The organism is Pseudomonas sp. 2hn (assembly GCF_019646095.1).
GTDB lineage: Bacteria > Pseudomonadota > Gammaproteobacteria > Pseudomonadales > Pseudomonadaceae > Aquipseudomonas > Aquipseudomonas peradeniyensis.
Window position 1 is genome coordinate 1794759 of record NZ_CP081016.1, and the last position, 13479, is coordinate 1808237.

The window sequence follows — 13479 nt, forward strand, 5'->3', positions numbered from 1 at the left end:
GAGCTTAGACGAGATCGGCAGGGTGCAATTTCGGCCCCGCTCCGCTAGCATTAGCGCTCTTTCCGCCCGCTCCGGTCACGATGGTTTTTTGATGAGTTATCAGGTTCTTGCACGTAAATGGCGTCCGCGCTCGTTCCGCGAAATGGTCGGCCAGACCCATGTGCTCAAGGCTTTGATCAACGCCCTGGACAACCAGCGCCTGCACCACGCCTACCTGTTCACCGGTACCCGGGGCGTGGGCAAGACCACCATCGCGCGGATCATCGCCAAGTGCCTGAACTGCGAGACCGGCATCACCTCTACCCCGTGCGGCACCTGTTCGGTGTGCCGGGAGATCGACGAAGGCCGTTTCGTCGACCTGATCGAGATCGACGCCGCCAGCCGCACCAAGGTCGAGGACACCCGCGAACTGCTCGACAACGTGCAGTACGCGCCGAGCCGCGGGCGCTTCAAGGTCTACCTGATCGACGAAGTGCACATGCTCTCCACCCACTCGTTCAACGCCTTGTTGAAGACGCTGGAAGAGCCGCCGCCCTACGTCAAGTTCATCCTCGCCACCACCGACCCGCAGAAGCTGCCGGCGACCATCCTGTCGCGCTGCCTGCAGTTCTCGCTGAAGAACATGAGCCCGGAGCGGGTGGTCGAGCACCTGACCCATGTGCTGGGCGCCGAGAACGTACCGTTCGAGGAAGACGCCCTGTGGCTGCTCGGTCGCGCCGCCGATGGCTCGATGCGCGACGCCATGAGCCTGACCGACCAGGCCATCGCCTTTGGCGAGGGCAAGGTGCTGGCCGCCGATGTGCGGGCGATGCTCGGCACCCTCGACCATGGTCAGGTGTACGGGGTGCTGCAGGCGTTGCTCGAGGGTGATGCCCGGGCGTTGCTGGAGGCGGTGCGCGACCTGGCCGAGCAAGGGCCGGACTGGAACGGCGTGCTGTCGGAAATGCTCAATGTGCTGCACCGGGTGGCCATCGCCCAGGCGCTGCCCGAGGCGGTCGACAACGGCCAGGGCGACCGTGAGCGCGTGCTGGCGCTGGCCCAGGCCCTTCCGGCTGAGGATGTGCAGTTCTATTACCAGATGGGCCTGATCGGTCGTCGCGATCTACCGTTGGCGCCGGACCCGCGTGGCGGCTTCGAAATGGTCCTGCTGCGCATGCTGGCGTTCCGTCCGGCTGACACCGACGATGCGCCGAAGCCGGTACTAAAGCCGGTGGGGATCAGCCAGGCCACAGCTGATCCGGCCCAACCGGTGGCAGCGGCGGCTGTGGCCGTGGCGCCGCCCGTTGTCGCCAGCCCTGTCGCTGAAGCGGTCGCGCCGGTGCCCGTGGCTGAGCCACCTGTACAGCCGGAGCCGCCAGTCATCGAAGTGCCGGTCGTTGCCGAGGTTGTCGAGGCAGCGCAATCGGAGCCAGAGCCCGAGCCTGAGCCGCAGCCCGTCGAGGAGGTCATCGACCTGCCGTGGGAGGAGCCCGTTGCCGCGCCGGCGCCGGTCGCGCCCGAGCAGCCGCCCGAGCCTGCACCTGTGGTCGAGGCCGCCAGCCCGCAGCCAGACTACGACGAGCCGCCGTTCGATCCGTCGGCCTACAACCCAGCGGGCATGGAGCGCGACGACGAGCCGCCGGCGGACGAGGACTACTACGCGCCCGACAGCGATCCGGCTGGCTTCAGCTACCTGGACGAACTGGCCGAGCACGTACAGGAAGAGGCGCCCGCCCAGGCACCGGAGCCGCTGCCGGCGGCCATGCCCGCGACCGGGCTGGCCCTGCAATGGCTGGAATTATTCCCACAGTTGCCTGTCTCCGGTATGACAGGCAACATCGCCGCAAACTGTACGCTGATCGCCGCCGATGGCGATGACTGGCTGTTGCACCTGGACCCGGGGCAGGGCGCGTTGTTCAACTCGACGCAGCAGCGCCGGCTGAACGACGCGCTCAACCAGCAGCTGGGTCGCGAGATCCGCCTGAAGATCGAGCTGATCCGCCCCGAGCAGGAAACCCCGGCCCAGGCCGCCTCGCGTAAGCGGGCCGAGCGCCAGCATGACGCCGTGGTGTCGATCGAGCAGGATCCGCTCATCCAGCAGATGATCCGGCAGTTCGGCGCGACGGTCAGGCAGGATACTATTGAGCCTGTAGACGCCCTGGCCAGCCAGAGCCAATGAACGGATAACCATGCGGCCCGCCTGTGCCGGGCCGCATCACATGACCCAATCGAGGTATACCCCCATGATGAAAGGTGGCATGGCCGGCCTGATGAAGCAGGCCCAGCAGATGCAGGAAAAGATGCAGAAGATGCAGGAAGAGCTGGCCAACGCGGAAGTCACCGGCCAGTCCGGCGGTGGCCTGGTGAGCGTGGTGATGACCGGTCGCCACGACGTCAAGCGCGTCAGCATCGACCAGAGCCTGATGTCGACCGACGCCGACGACAAGGAAGTGCTCGAGGACCTGATCGCCGCCGCGCTGAATGACGCCGTGCGCAAGATCGAGCAGAACAGCCAGGACAAGATGGGCAGCATGACTGCCGGCATGCAACTGCCGCCTGGTTTCAAGATGCCGTTCTGATCCGGCTCACGCTGCACAATGGGGAGCAACGGCCAAGCGGTCGTTGCTCCCTTCTTCGTTCTGTTTACCGACTGACAGGCCTGCCTAGATGAGCTTCAGCCCCCTGATCCGCCAACTGATCGACGCCCTGCGCATTTTGCCCGGTGTAGGCCAGAAAACCGCCCAGCGCATGGCCCTGCAGTTGCTCGAGCGCGACCGTAGCGGCGGCACGCGCCTGGCCCAGGCCCTGAGCCAGGCCATGGAAGGCGTTGGCCACTGCCGCCAGTGCCGGACCCTCACCGAGCAGGAGTTGTGTCCGCAGTGCTCTGATCCACGCCGTGACGATACCCAGCTGTGCGTGGTGGAAGGCCCGATGGATGTATACGCGGTAGAGCAGACCGGCTATCGCGGCCGCTACTTCGTGCTCAAGGGGCACTTGTCGCCGCTCGATGGCCTGGGGCCTGAGGCCATCGGTATTCCGCAGCTGATGGCGCGGATCGAGGAGCAGGGCACCTTCAGCGAGGTGATCCTGGCCACCAACCCCACGGTGGAGGGGGAGGCGACTGCCCACTACATCGCCCAGCTGCTGGCCGAGAAGGGCCTGGCCGCCACGCGCATCGCCCATGGCGTGCCGTTGGGCGGGGAGCTGGAGCTGGTGGACGGCGGGACGCTGGCCCACGCCTTTGCGGGGCGCAGGCCGATTTCGCTGTAAGACCCAGCCCTTTCAAGGTTTTGATAATTGGCGCCAGGCTTGGATTTGCCGGGGCTGCTTTGCAGCCCTTTCGCGGCACAAGGCCGCTCCTACAGGCGACTGCGCGCCCCTGTAGGAGCGGCCTTGTGCCGCGAAAGGGTCGCAAAGCGACCCCGGCAATCCTGAGTTGGAACGGTCATATCGAAAAATCGCAGAACCTTGACGGGGGCTGGAAGCCCACGCAAAGCATCGCGAACGCGAACTCAATATTCGCTGAGGGAAAACTCGGTCAGGCAGAAGGTCGGCACCCCGGCTGCCTGCAGCCGGCGCGAACCTTCGAGCTCCGGCAGGTCGATGATCGCCGCCGCCTCGAACACCTGGGCGCCGGTGCGGCGCACCAGGTTGGCCGCGGCCAGCAGGGTGCCGCCGGTGGCGATCAGGTCATCGAAGATCAATACCGAGTCGCCATCGCACAGGCTGTCGGCGTGCACTTCCAGGAAGGCCTCGCCGTATTCGGTCTGGTAACCCTCCGACAGCACGTCGGCCGGCAGCTTGCCCTGCTTGCGGAACAGGATAAGTGGTTTGTTCAGCTGGTGGGCGATGATCGAGCCGATCAGGAAGCCCCGTGCGTCCATGGCGCCGATATGGCTGAAATCGGCCTCGACATAGCGCTCGATGAACTGGTCGGCGACATAGCGCAGCCCGCGCGGCGACTGGAACAGCGGTGTGATGTCGCGGAAGATCACGCCCGGCTTGGGGAAGTCCACTACCGGGCGGATCAGGGCTTTGAGGTCGAAGGTGTCGCTGTGCATGGGCGGGTATCCTGGAAAAACTCGGCGCCAGTATACCCTGTTCACGGGGCGATCAGGCTTCGAGCGCACCACCGGCCAGCGCGCACAGCTGGATCGGGTCGAGGATGTGCACTTCCTTGCCCTCGGCCTTGAGCAGGCCGTTCTGCTGGAAGCGGGTGAACACCCGCGACACGGTTTCCACCGCCAGGCCCAGGTAGTTGCCGATCTCGTTGCGCGACATGCTCAGGCGGAACTGGTTGGCCGAGTAGCCGCGGGCACGGAAGCGTGCCGACAGGTTGACCAGGAAGGTGGCGATGCGCTCGTCGGCGGTCTTCTTCGACAGCAGCAGCATCATCTGCTGGTCGTCGCGGATCTCGCGGCTCATCACCCGCATCAGCTGGCGGCGCAGCTGCGGCAGTTGTACCGAGAGTTCGTCGAGGCGCTCGAAGGGAATCTCGCACACCGAGGTGGTTTCCTGGGCCTGGGCCGACACCGGGTAGGCCTCGGTGTCCATGCCCGACAGGCCGACCAGCTCGCTGGGCAGGTGGAAGCCGGTGATCTGCTCTTCGCCGGCATCGCTGAGGCTGAAGGTTTTCAGGGCGCCAGAGCGGACCGCATAGACCGAGCCGAAATTGTCACCCTGGCGGAACAGGAACTCGCCTTTCTTCAACGGGCGGCCGCGTTTGACGATTTCATCCAGTGCATCCATGTCCTCCAGGTTCAGGGACAGGGGCAGGCACAGGGGGGCCAGGCTGCAATCCTTGCAGTGGGCCTGGTTGTGTGGGCGCAGTTTTACTGGCTCGGACATTTCTTTCGATCCTTGTGGGAAAGCACACATAAGCCGTAAGGATAACCTGCGGCATGGGCTGTAGGCCAGTGTGCGCATTTTTGGTGCACGCTAGCGGCGGCAGGGAAGGGGTGTTCCGCTACCGTTCAACTGTCCATAGTGTGCCTCGAAAGGCGGGCTGTCCATGCGGTGAAACGCCTCAATCGCCTCAGATCACCCGCGAGAAACGCTGGCGATTCTGCTGCGCGAGGTAGGCGTCGAACACCATGCATACCGAGCGCGCCAGCAGGCGGCCGGCCGGCAGGATACGGATGCCTTTGCTGTCCAGGCTGATCAGGCCGTCGCGCTGCATGGCTTGCAGCTGCGGCCACAGCTCCTTGAAGTAGCCGCGAAAATCGATGGTGAAGGCCTGCTCGAACGCCTCGAAATCCAGTTCGAAGTGGCAGATCAGTTGCTGGATCACTGCACGGCGCAGGCGGTCGTCCTGGTTGCACAAAAGGCCGCGCTGGGTCGCCAGCTGGGCGGTGGAAAGGGTGTCCTGGTAGGTGTTGAGGTCGCTGCTGTTCTGGCAGTACAGGTCGCCGATCTGGCTGATCGCCGACACGCCCAGGCCGATCAGGTCGCAGTGGCCGTGGGTGGTGTAGCCCTGGAAGTTGCGCTGCAGAGTGCCTTCCTCCTGGGCGATGGCCAGTTCGTCGTCGGGCAGGGCGAAGTGGTCCATGCCGATGTAGCGGTAGCCGGCTGCGGTCAGTTGGTCGATGGTGGCGTGGAGCATTTCCAGCTTGGCCGCCGGCGCCGGCAGGTCGGCGCTGTCGATGCGCCGCTGGGGCATGAAGCGCTCGGGCAGGTGTGCGTAGTTGAATACCGACAGACGGTCGGGCTGCAGGCGGATCACTTCCTCGACAGTGCGGGCGAAGCCTTCCGGGGTCTGCTTGGGCAGGCCGTAGATCAGGTCGAGGTTGATCGAACGGAACTGCAGGGTGCGCGCCGCCTCGATCAGGGTGCGGGTCTGCTCCAGGCTCTGCAGGCGGTTGACCGCGCGCTGCACGGCCGGATCGAGGTCCTGCACGCCGAGACTGACGCGGTTGAAGCCCAGCTCGCGCAGCAGGCCCATGGTCGACCAGTCGGCCTCGCGCGGGTCGATCTCGATGCCGTAGTCGCCGGAGTCGTCGTCCAGCAGGTGGAAGTGCTGGCGCAGGGTGGCCATCAGCTGGCGCAGTTCCACATGGCTGAGGAAGGTCGGCGTGCCGCCGCCGAAGTGCAGCTGCTCGACCACCTGTTTCGGGTCGAGGTGGCAGGCGATCAGCTGGATCTCCTGCTCCAGGCGCTGCAGGTAGGGCGCGGCGCGGCCACGGTCCTTGGTGATGACCTTGTTGCAGGCGCAGTAGTAGCAGATGTTGGCGCAGAACGGCACGTGCACGTACAGCGACAGCGGGCGCGTGGCGCGGCGGCTTTCGCGCAGGGCGTGAAGCAGGTCGAACGAGCCCACTTCGCCGTGCAGTTGCACGGCGGTCGGATAGGAGGTGTAGCGTGGCCCGGCCAGATCGTAGCGACGAATCAGGTCGGCGTCCCAGCGTAGGTCGTCGAGCATGTGGGTGGTCCCCGGATAGAGCTGCAGTGTCCGGAGTCTAGGGGCGGATGTAAGAAGTCGTGTTGATTTGTATCAAGGTGAGTTGGCGACCGTCGCGGGGCAAGCCAGCTCCCACCCGTTGGCGCGCCCCTAGCAGGCGTGGGAGCGGCTTGCCCCGCGATCAGTGTCCCATCAACCAGTGCTGGTGCGGCCCAGGCAATGTCCAGAGACCAAAGAGGATCACCAGTACACCGCCGGCCATGCGCACCCCGCGTTTGCGCAGCAGGCGACCCACGCGCTCGGCGGCAAGCCCCGTGGCCAGCAGCACCGGCCAGGTGCCGACGCCGAACGCCAGCATCAGTGCCGCGCTGTGCAGCGCATCGCCCTGGCTCGCCGCCCACAGCAGTGTGCTATACACCAGCCCGCACGGCAGCCAGCCCCACAGGGCGCCCAGCAGCAGGGCGCGAGGCAGGCTGGACACCGGCAACAGGCGGGTGGCAACGGGTTGTACATGGCGCCACAGGCCGCGGCCGAGCGCTTCGATACGGGTCAGGCCGCTCCACCAGCCGGCCAGGTACAGGCCCATGGCGATCAGCAGCAGCGCCGCGATGACGCGCAGGCCGATGGCCAGTGGGCTGCTGGCCAGCGCCACGCCGGCAAGACCCAGCAGCAGGCCGGCGGCGGCATAGCTGAGGATGCGCCCGAGGTTGTAGGCCAGCAGCAGGCGCAGGCGTCGACCGCGCTGCTCGGGTGGGATGGCCAGGGTCAGGGCGCCCATCAGGCCGCCGCACATGCCCAGGCAGTGGCCGCCACCGAGCAGGCCCAGGACCAGCGCCGAGCCCAGGAGCGGAATCAGTTCAGGCACGTGGCGCGGGGTCCTTGTCGTCGGGCTGTTCGTCCCCGGGCTTCACGGCGGCCTGGTGGCGCGGGTCCTGGTCATCGAACAGGATGCTGTGGGCCGGGCCTTCGAGGTCGTCGTACTGGCCGCTGTCCACCGCCCAGAAGAAGATGTAAACGGCGACGCCGACCAGCAGCAGGGCGGCGGGGATCATCACGTAGAGGGCGGGCATAGCGGTTTCCTTTCGAGCGACGCCGGCTCGCGCCCGGCCGGCGCCGCATCGGCGGGCAGCCGGGTCAGGCGCAGGGCGTTGAGCACCACGATCAGCGAACTGACCGACATGCCGATCGCCGCCCACACCGGGGTGATCCAGCCGAGCGCGGCGAACGGCAGCATGAGGCCATTGTACAGCGTCGCCCAGAGCAGGTTCTCGACAATGTTGCGGCGGGTTCGGCGGGCGAGGTCGAAGGCCTGCACCAGCGCTTGCAGGCGATTGGAAAGCAGCACCGCGTCGGCGCTGGTCTTGGCAAGGTCGGTGGCGCTGCCCATGGCGATGCTGATGTCGGCGGCGGCCAGCACCGGCACGTCGTTGACGCCGTCGCCGATCATCAGCACCTTGCGGCCCTGGCCTTGCAGGGTCTTGAGGCGGGCGAGCTTGTCGTCCGGGCGCAGGCCGCCGACGGCCTGGTCGATGCCCAGTTGCGCGGCCACTTCGGCGACCATCGGCGAGCTGTCGCCGGACAGCAGCAGCGTTTGCCAGCCCCGGGCCTTGCAGGCGGTCACCAGGTCCTGGGCGTCGTCGCGCAGGCGGTCGTCCAGCCCGAACCAGGCCAGCGGGCCTTGGCGGTCGCCCAGCAGCAGCCATTGTCCGCGTGGCTCCGGCACGCCGGGCACTTCGGCGCCGCTGAGGGCGCAGACGAAGGCGGCCTGACCGATACGCAGGCGTTGGCCGGCCAACTCGCCTTCCAGGCCCAGCCCCGGCATGCTGCTGACGCTTTCGGCGGCCTGGGCGGCGCGGCCGAAAGCGCGGGCGATGGGATGCTCGGAGCGGTTTTCCAGGGCGGCGGCCAGCGCCAGGCATTGGTCGCCGTCCAGCCGACCCATCGGGCGCACGCTGCGCAAGGCCAGGCGGCCCTCGGTGAGGGTGCCGGTCTTGTCGAAGATCACCGTGTCGATCTGGTTCAGCCCTTCCAACACATGGCCGCGGGTGATCAGCAGGCCGAGCTTGTGCAGGCTGCCGGTGGCCGCGGTGAGGGCGGTCGGCGTGGCCAGTGACAGGGCGCAGGGGCAGGTGGCGACCAGCATGGCCAGGACGATCCAGAACGCCCGTGGCGCATCCAGTTGCCACCAGATCACGCCGATCACGGCGGCGGCCACCAAGGTAAACAGCAGGAACCACTGCGAGGCGCGGTCGGCGATTTCCGCCAGGCGTGGTTTTTCCGACTGGGCGCGCTCCAGCAGGCGGACGATGGCTGACAGCCGCGAGTCCTGGCCCAGGGCCTGGACTTCGACGGTGAGGGTGCTTTCGACGTTGAGGGTGCCGCCGGTCACCCGGTCGCCGACGCGGCGCGCCAGGGGCAGGTATTCGCCGGTCAACAGCGATTCGTCGACGCTGGAGCGGCCGTCGAGGATCAGCCCGTCGGCCGGGATCACCGCACCGGGCAGCACCTGCACCCGGTCGCCGCACTGCAGTTCGCCAAGCAGGATGCGCTCGCCCTGGCCGTTGGCGTCCAGGCGCAGGCACGAGGCCGGCAACAGGTTGACCAGCTGCGCGGTGGCCGCCGCGGTGCGCTCGCGGGCGCGGCGTTCGAGGTAGCGGCCGGTGAGCAGGAACAGGGCGAACATGCCGACGGTGTCGAAGTACAGCTCGCCACTGCCGGTGATCGCGGTCCAGATCCCGGCGCAGTAGGCCAGGGCGATGGCCAGCGACACCGAGACGTCCATGGTCAGGTGGCGGGTGCGCAGGTCGCGGGCCGCGCCCTTGAAGAACGGCGCGCAGCTGTAGAACACGATGGGGGTGGTGAGGAACAGCGCGACCCAGCGCAGGATGGTGTGCAGCTCGGGCGACAGGTCGATGTTGAATTCCGGCCAGGTGGCCATGGTCGCCATCATCGCCTGGAACCACAGCAGCCCGGCCACGCCCAGGCGGCGCAGGGCGCTGCGGTTTTCCCGGGCCAGCTGTTCGGCAGCCTGGTCGGGCTGGTAGGGGTGGGCGGCGTAGCCGATCTGGCGCAGCTCGGCCAGCAGTTTGGACAGTGGCAGTTGCTGGTCGTCCCAACTGACCAGCAGGCGGTGGTTGGACAGGTTCAAGCGGGCGTCGTCGACGCCGGGCAGGTTGCGCAGGTGCTTCTCGATCAGCCAGCCGCAGGCGGCGCAGCTGATGCCCTCGACCATCAGGATGGTCGAGGCCAGTTCGCCTTCGTGGCGCACGAACGTCTGTTGCACGTCGCTGCGGTCGTACAGCGCCAGTTCATCCTGGAGCTGGCGGGGCAGGGCCTCGGGGTTGGCGCTGGTGTCGCTGCGGTGCTGGTAGTAGTGCTCCAGGCCACCGGCGACGATGGACTCGGCCACTGCCTGGCAGCCGGGGCAGCAGAATTGCCGCGGCGCGCCGAGGACCACGGCGGTGAAGCGGCTGCCGGCGGGGACGGGCAGGGCGCAGTGGTAGCAGGGGGTGGGGTGGGTCATTTTGAGTCTATCTTTTGGCTTGGGATTGCCGGGGCCGCCTTGCGGCCCTTTCGCGGCACAAGGCCGCTCCTACAGAAGCATGCGTTCCCCTGTAGGAGCGGCCTTGTGCCGCGAAAGGGCTGCAGGGCAGCCCCAGCGGTATCGCGGTTCATTGCTGGTGCTCGGCACCTTGCAACGCCTCGTCCCCCAGCTGCAAGGTCAGCCCATGCTCGACCTTCTCCTCCTCGAACAACCGCCACACATGCTCATCCTGGCTGCCCAGCAACTCGACGAAGCGCCGCCCCTGGACCTTGTCGTCGAGCTGGCCGACATAGCGGCCTTGCTCGGTACGGGTCAGCGGCACCTTGCGGTCCTTGTCCGGCTGGGTCGGCGAGATCAGGTTCAGTTCCAGCGTCTGCGGGTCGCTGTTGCCGGTCAGGCGCACTTCCACCTCGCCGGTCAGCTCGTCCAGGTGCACGCTGGCCTTGAGGTTGAGGGTCTGGGCCAGCAGCTCGCGGTCCAGCGAGCGGTTGATGCCCTTGCCGGCCTCGTAGTAGTTGTCGTTGACCAGGTTGTCCGGGTTGCGCACGGCAATGCTGACCATGGTCAGGCTCAGGCACACCGAGGTGGCCAGGATGCCGATGATGATCCAGGGCCAGAGGTGCTTGTACCAGGGGCTGGCGGCGGTGGCTGCAGGCATTGTTGGTGTTCTCTCTCAGCGGATCTGTGGGCCGATGAAACGGCTCTTGGCTTCAACCTGGCTGGCGCTGTCGTCGGCGTCCTTGAGGATGAAGGTGACTTCGTTGGTGGTCGAGGGCAGTTGTTCGGGAGCGACCGACAACTGCACCGGCAGGTTGACGATGTCGCCGGCGGCCACGCGGATCTCGCGCTGGCCTTCGAGCTTGAGGTCGGGCAGGCCGGCGGCGTCGAGCACGTAGACGTGGTCGCGCTGGTCCTTGTTCATCACTTTCAGGCTGTAGACGTTCTCGATCCGCCCCTGTGCGTTCTCGCGGTACAGCACGCGGTCCTTGGCCACGTCGAAGCCGACCAGTGAGCGGGTGGCGAAGGCGGTGATCAGGGCGCCAATCATCACCAGCAGCACCAGGGCGTAGCCGATCAGACGCGGGCGCAGCATGTGGGTCTTCTGCCCGGACAGGTTGTGCTCGGTGGTGTAGCTGATCAGGCCCTTGGGGTAGTTCATCTTGTCCATGATGCTGTCGCAGGCGTCGATGCAGGCGGCGCAGCCGATACACTCGATCTGCAGGCCGTCACGGATGTCGATGCCGGTGGGGCAGACCTGCACGCACATGGTGCAGTCGATGCAGTCGCCCAGGCCCTTGGCCTTGTAGTCGATGTCTTTCTTGCGCGGGCCGCGGGTCTCGCCGCGGCGTGGGTCGTAGGAGACGATCAGGGTGTCTTTGTCGAACATCACGCTCTGGAAGCGCGCGTACGGGCACATGTAGATGCACACCTGCTCGCGCAGCCAGCCGGCGTTGCCGTAGGTGGCCAGGGTGAAGAAGCCGACCCAGAAGTAGGCCCAGCCATCGGCCTGCCCGGTAAAGAACTCGATGGCCAGTTCGCGGATCGGCGCGAAGTAGCCGACGAAGGTCATGCCGGTGACGAAGCCGATCAGCAGCCACAGGCTGTGCTTGGCCAGCTTGCGCAGGAACTTGTTGGCGCTCATGGGCGCCTTGTCCAGCTTCATGCGCTGGTTGCGGTCGCCTTCGGTGACTTTCTCGCACCACATGAACACCCAGGTCCACACGCTTTGCGGGCAGGTGTAGCCGCACCAGACCCGGCCGGCGTAGACGGTGATGAAGAACAGGCCGAAGGCGGCGACGATCAGGATGCCCGAGAGCAGGATGAAGTCCTGGGGCCAGATGGTGGCGCCAAAGATGTAGAACTTGCGTTCGGGCAGGTTCCACCAGACGGCCTGGTGGCCGCCCCAGTTCAGCCAGACGGTGCCGAAGTACAGCAGGAACAACACCGCGCCACCGACCATCCGCAGCCTGCGGAAGATGCCGGTGAAGGCGCGGGTGTAGATTTTTTCGCGCGAGGCGTAGAGGTCGACGGAATCCTTCCCTTTGCTGGCAGGCGGGGTGACGTCATGTACCGGAATTTGCTTGCTCATCATCAAGTCCCACGGCAGTGGAGAAATGCCGCGGCCAGTGCGTGCCGGCCGCAGTCTCGCGCGTTCTGCTAGCGCTCTGCGGCCCATGATACGCCTGAGTTGGCGCGTGCGGGGCGCGCTGCGACCTTTAGTCGCGTTGGGTTCGTGGTGTGAATCGTGTTATGGCGGGTGTCAATTGATTCAGGTCATGAGGCCTGCAGGAATTGTGCTGTCAGTGCCGGCCTCTTCGCGGGTAAACCCGCTCCCACAGGTTCAGTGAAGTACCTGTGGGAGCGGGTTTACCCGCGAAGAGGCCAGGCCTGCCTTACTCGGTCTTGGCCGGTTCCGCCTGATGCGACAAGCTGTACACATAAGCGGCCAGCAAGTGCACCTTGTCGTTGCCCTGCATTTGCGCCTGGGCCGGCATCTGCCCCTGGCGGCCATAGCGAATGGTCTGCTGCAGCTGGGCGAAGCTCGAGCCGTAGATGAACGCCTGCGGGTGGGTCAGGTTCGGCGCGCCCATGGCCGGGGTGCCCTTGCCTTCAGGCCCGTGGCAGGCCACGCAGTTGGTGGCGAAGATCTGCTGGCCCTTGGCCGGGTCGGCCTTGGCGTCCTCGGGCAGCTTGCGTCCGTCCAGGTTGGTCAGCACGAAGGCCGCCACATCCGCCACGCCCTGCTCGCCGATCACAGTGGCCCAGCCCGGCATCACGCCGTGGCGACCATTCATGATGGTGGTCTTGATGGTCTCCGGCTCACCGCCCCAGCGCCAGTCGTTGTCGGTCAGGTTGGGGAAGCCGTAGGCGCCGCGGGCGTCGGAGCCGTGGCACACCGAGCAGTTGGAGGCGAACAGGCGCGCGCCCATCTTCAGAGCCTGCGGGTCCTTGGCCACATCCTCCAGCGGCATGGCGGCGAACTTGGCGAAGATTGGCCCGAAACGGGCGTCGGCCTTGGCCATTTCCTTTTCCCACTCGTGCACGCCGGTCCAGCCGGCCTGGCCGTTGGAAAACTCGGTCTTCTTGTCGTTGTCGACGTAGGCATAGCCCGGCAGGAGGCCTTTCCAGTTGCCCAGGCCCGGGTACAGCACCAGGTAGCCGAGGGCGAAGACCACGGTGCCGATGAACAGCCAGAACCACCATTTCGGCAGCGGGTTGTCGTACTCCTCGATGCCGTCGAAGGCGTGGCCGACGACTTCGTCGGTGATTTCCTCGCGCTGGCCCTTGCGGGTCGACAGCAGCAGCCAGGTCAAGGCGAAGATGGTGCCCAGGGTCAGGACGGTGACGTACAGACTCCAGAAGGTTGTCATTGTTTTTTGCTCCTAGAAGCTTGTGCTTGCTCGACGTGACGGGTGGCTTCGGGGTCGTCCGCGAACGGCAATTGCGTTGCCTCGTCGAATTCCCGCTTGCGCCGTGGGCTGAACACCCACAGCGCAAGGCCCACGAAGGCCACCAGCACCACGACGGTGCCCAGGCCGCGAATCATCCCGATATCCAT

Annotated in this window: 13 protein-coding genes; 3 read left to right on the plus strand and 10 right to left on the minus strand. The window is 66.3% G+C overall.

Going from position 1 to position 13479, the window contains the following annotated elements; genetic code table 11:
• Positions 1-91 precede the first annotated feature (91 nt).
• The 3 genes from dnaX to recR all read left to right on the plus strand — a co-directional run bounded on the left by dnaX (position 92) and on the right by recR (position 3249).
• On the plus strand, positions 92-2158 hold the full coding sequence (gene dnaX, locus K2O50_RS08300) for a DNA polymerase III subunit gamma/tau (protein WP_050706582.1): 2067 nt from the start codon (positions 92-94) through the stop codon (positions 2156-2158).
• 64 nt (positions 2159-2222) lie between these two features.
• Entirely contained in the window at positions 2223-2558 is a 336-nt protein-coding gene (locus K2O50_RS08305) for a YbaB/EbfC family nucleoid-associated protein (protein ID WP_011533041.1), read from the plus strand.
• An 88-nt stretch (positions 2559-2646) separates the two neighbouring features.
• Positions 2647-3249: a recombination mediator RecR gene (gene recR / locus K2O50_RS08310; protein WP_050706581.1), complete on the plus strand. Its 603-nt coding sequence runs from the start codon at positions 2647-2649 to the stop codon at positions 3247-3249.
• A 242-nt stretch (positions 3250-3491) separates the two neighbouring features.
• Here recR and K2O50_RS08315 read toward each other — a convergent pair whose 3' ends face one another.
• From K2O50_RS08315 to K2O50_RS08360, 10 genes are all read right to left on the minus strand, one after another.
• Positions 3492-4040, minus strand: coding sequence for an adenine phosphoribosyltransferase (locus K2O50_RS08315; protein WP_050706580.1), 549 nt, complete (start codon positions 4038-4040; stop codon positions 3492-3494).
• Between the two features lie 52 nt (positions 4041-4092).
• Positions 4093-4827, minus strand: a complete 735-nt coding sequence (fnrA, locus tag K2O50_RS08320; RefSeq protein ID WP_011533044.1) for a Crp/Fnr family transcriptional regulator FnrA — start codon at positions 4825-4827, stop codon at positions 4093-4095.
• Positions 4828-5014: 187 nt separating this feature from the next.
• A complete protein-coding gene (gene hemN / locus K2O50_RS08325; RefSeq protein WP_050706579.1) occupies positions 5015-6397 on the minus strand; it encodes an oxygen-independent coproporphyrinogen III oxidase in 1383 nt (460 codons plus the stop codon).
• A gap of 160 nt (positions 6398-6557) precedes the next feature.
• Positions 6558-7241, minus strand: a complete 684-nt coding sequence (locus tag K2O50_RS08330; RefSeq protein WP_050706578.1) for a sulfite exporter TauE/SafE family protein — start codon at positions 7239-7241, stop codon at positions 6558-6560.
• Positions 7234-7446, minus strand: a complete 213-nt coding sequence (gene ccoS / locus K2O50_RS08335; RefSeq protein WP_050706577.1) for a cbb3-type cytochrome oxidase assembly protein CcoS — start codon at positions 7444-7446, stop codon at positions 7234-7236. Before ccoS ends, K2O50_RS08330 begins: the two co-directional genes overlap by 8 nt.
• Positions 7428-9899: a heavy metal translocating P-type ATPase gene (locus K2O50_RS08340; protein ID WP_220689987.1), complete on the minus strand. Its 2472-nt coding sequence runs from the start codon at positions 9897-9899 to the stop codon at positions 7428-7430. Before K2O50_RS08340 ends, ccoS begins: the two co-directional genes overlap by 19 nt.
• A gap of 148 nt (positions 9900-10047) precedes the next feature.
• Positions 10048-10578 carry a FixH family protein gene (locus tag K2O50_RS08345; RefSeq protein WP_050706575.1) on the minus strand — a complete coding sequence of 177 codons (531 nt, stop codon included), beginning with the start codon at positions 10576-10578 and terminating at the stop codon, positions 10048-10050.
• A 15-nt stretch (positions 10579-10593) separates the two neighbouring features.
• On the minus strand, positions 10594-12009 hold the full coding sequence (gene ccoG / locus K2O50_RS08350) for a cytochrome c oxidase accessory protein CcoG (protein ID WP_050706574.1): 1416 nt from the start codon (positions 12007-12009) through the stop codon (positions 10594-10596).
• Positions 12010-12313: 304 nt separating this feature from the next.
• Positions 12314-13291, minus strand: coding sequence for a cytochrome-c oxidase, cbb3-type subunit III (gene ccoP / locus K2O50_RS08355; protein ID WP_050706573.1), 978 nt, complete (start codon positions 13289-13291; stop codon positions 12314-12316).
• A complete protein-coding gene (locus K2O50_RS08360) occupies positions 13288-13479 on the minus strand; it encodes a CcoQ/FixQ family Cbb3-type cytochrome c oxidase assembly chaperone (RefSeq protein WP_031315534.1) in 192 nt (63 codons plus the stop codon). Before K2O50_RS08360 ends, ccoP begins: the two co-directional genes overlap by 4 nt.

Excerpts from the sequence above, each read along its gene's own strand:
- dnaX (WP_050706582.1), top strand. The coding sequence starts at position 92 with ATGAGTTATCAGGTTCTTGCACGTAAATGGCGTCCGCGCTCGTTCCGC.
- K2O50_RS08305 (WP_011533041.1), top strand. The coding sequence starts at position 2,223 with ATGATGAAAGGTGGCATGGCCGGCCTGATGAAGCAGGCCCAGCAGATG.
- recR (WP_050706581.1), top strand. The coding sequence starts at position 2,647 with ATGAGCTTCAGCCCCCTGATCCGCCAACTGATCGACGCCCTGCGCATT.
- K2O50_RS08315 (WP_050706580.1), bottom strand. The coding sequence starts at position 4,040 with ATGCACAGCGACACCTTCGACCTCAAAGCCCTGATCCGCCCGGTAGTG.
- fnrA (WP_011533044.1), bottom strand. The coding sequence starts at position 4,827 with ATGTCCGAGCCAGTAAAACTGCGCCCACACAACCAGGCCCACTGCAAG.
- hemN (WP_050706579.1), bottom strand. The coding sequence starts at position 6,397 with ATGCTCGACGACCTACGCTGGGACGCCGACCTGATTCGTCGCTACGAT.
- ccoS (WP_050706577.1), bottom strand. The coding sequence starts at position 7,446 with ATGCCCGCCCTCTACGTGATGATCCCCGCCGCCCTGCTGCTGGTCGGC.
- K2O50_RS08340 (WP_220689987.1), bottom strand. The coding sequence starts at position 9,899 with ATGACCCACCCCACCCCCTGCTACCACTGCGCCCTGCCCGTCCCCGCC.
- K2O50_RS08345 (WP_050706575.1), bottom strand. The coding sequence starts at position 10,578 with ATGCCTGCAGCCACCGCCGCCAGCCCCTGGTACAAGCACCTCTGGCCC.
- ccoG (WP_050706574.1), bottom strand. The coding sequence starts at position 12,009 with ATGAGCAAGCAAATTCCGGTACATGACGTCACCCCGCCTGCCAGCAAA.
- ccoP (WP_050706573.1), bottom strand. The coding sequence starts at position 13,291 with ATGACAACCTTCTGGAGTCTGTACGTCACCGTCCTGACCCTGGGCACC.
- K2O50_RS08360 (WP_031315534.1), bottom strand. The coding sequence starts at position 13,479 with ATGGATATCGGGATGATTCGCGGCCTGGGCACCGTCGTGGTGCTGGTG.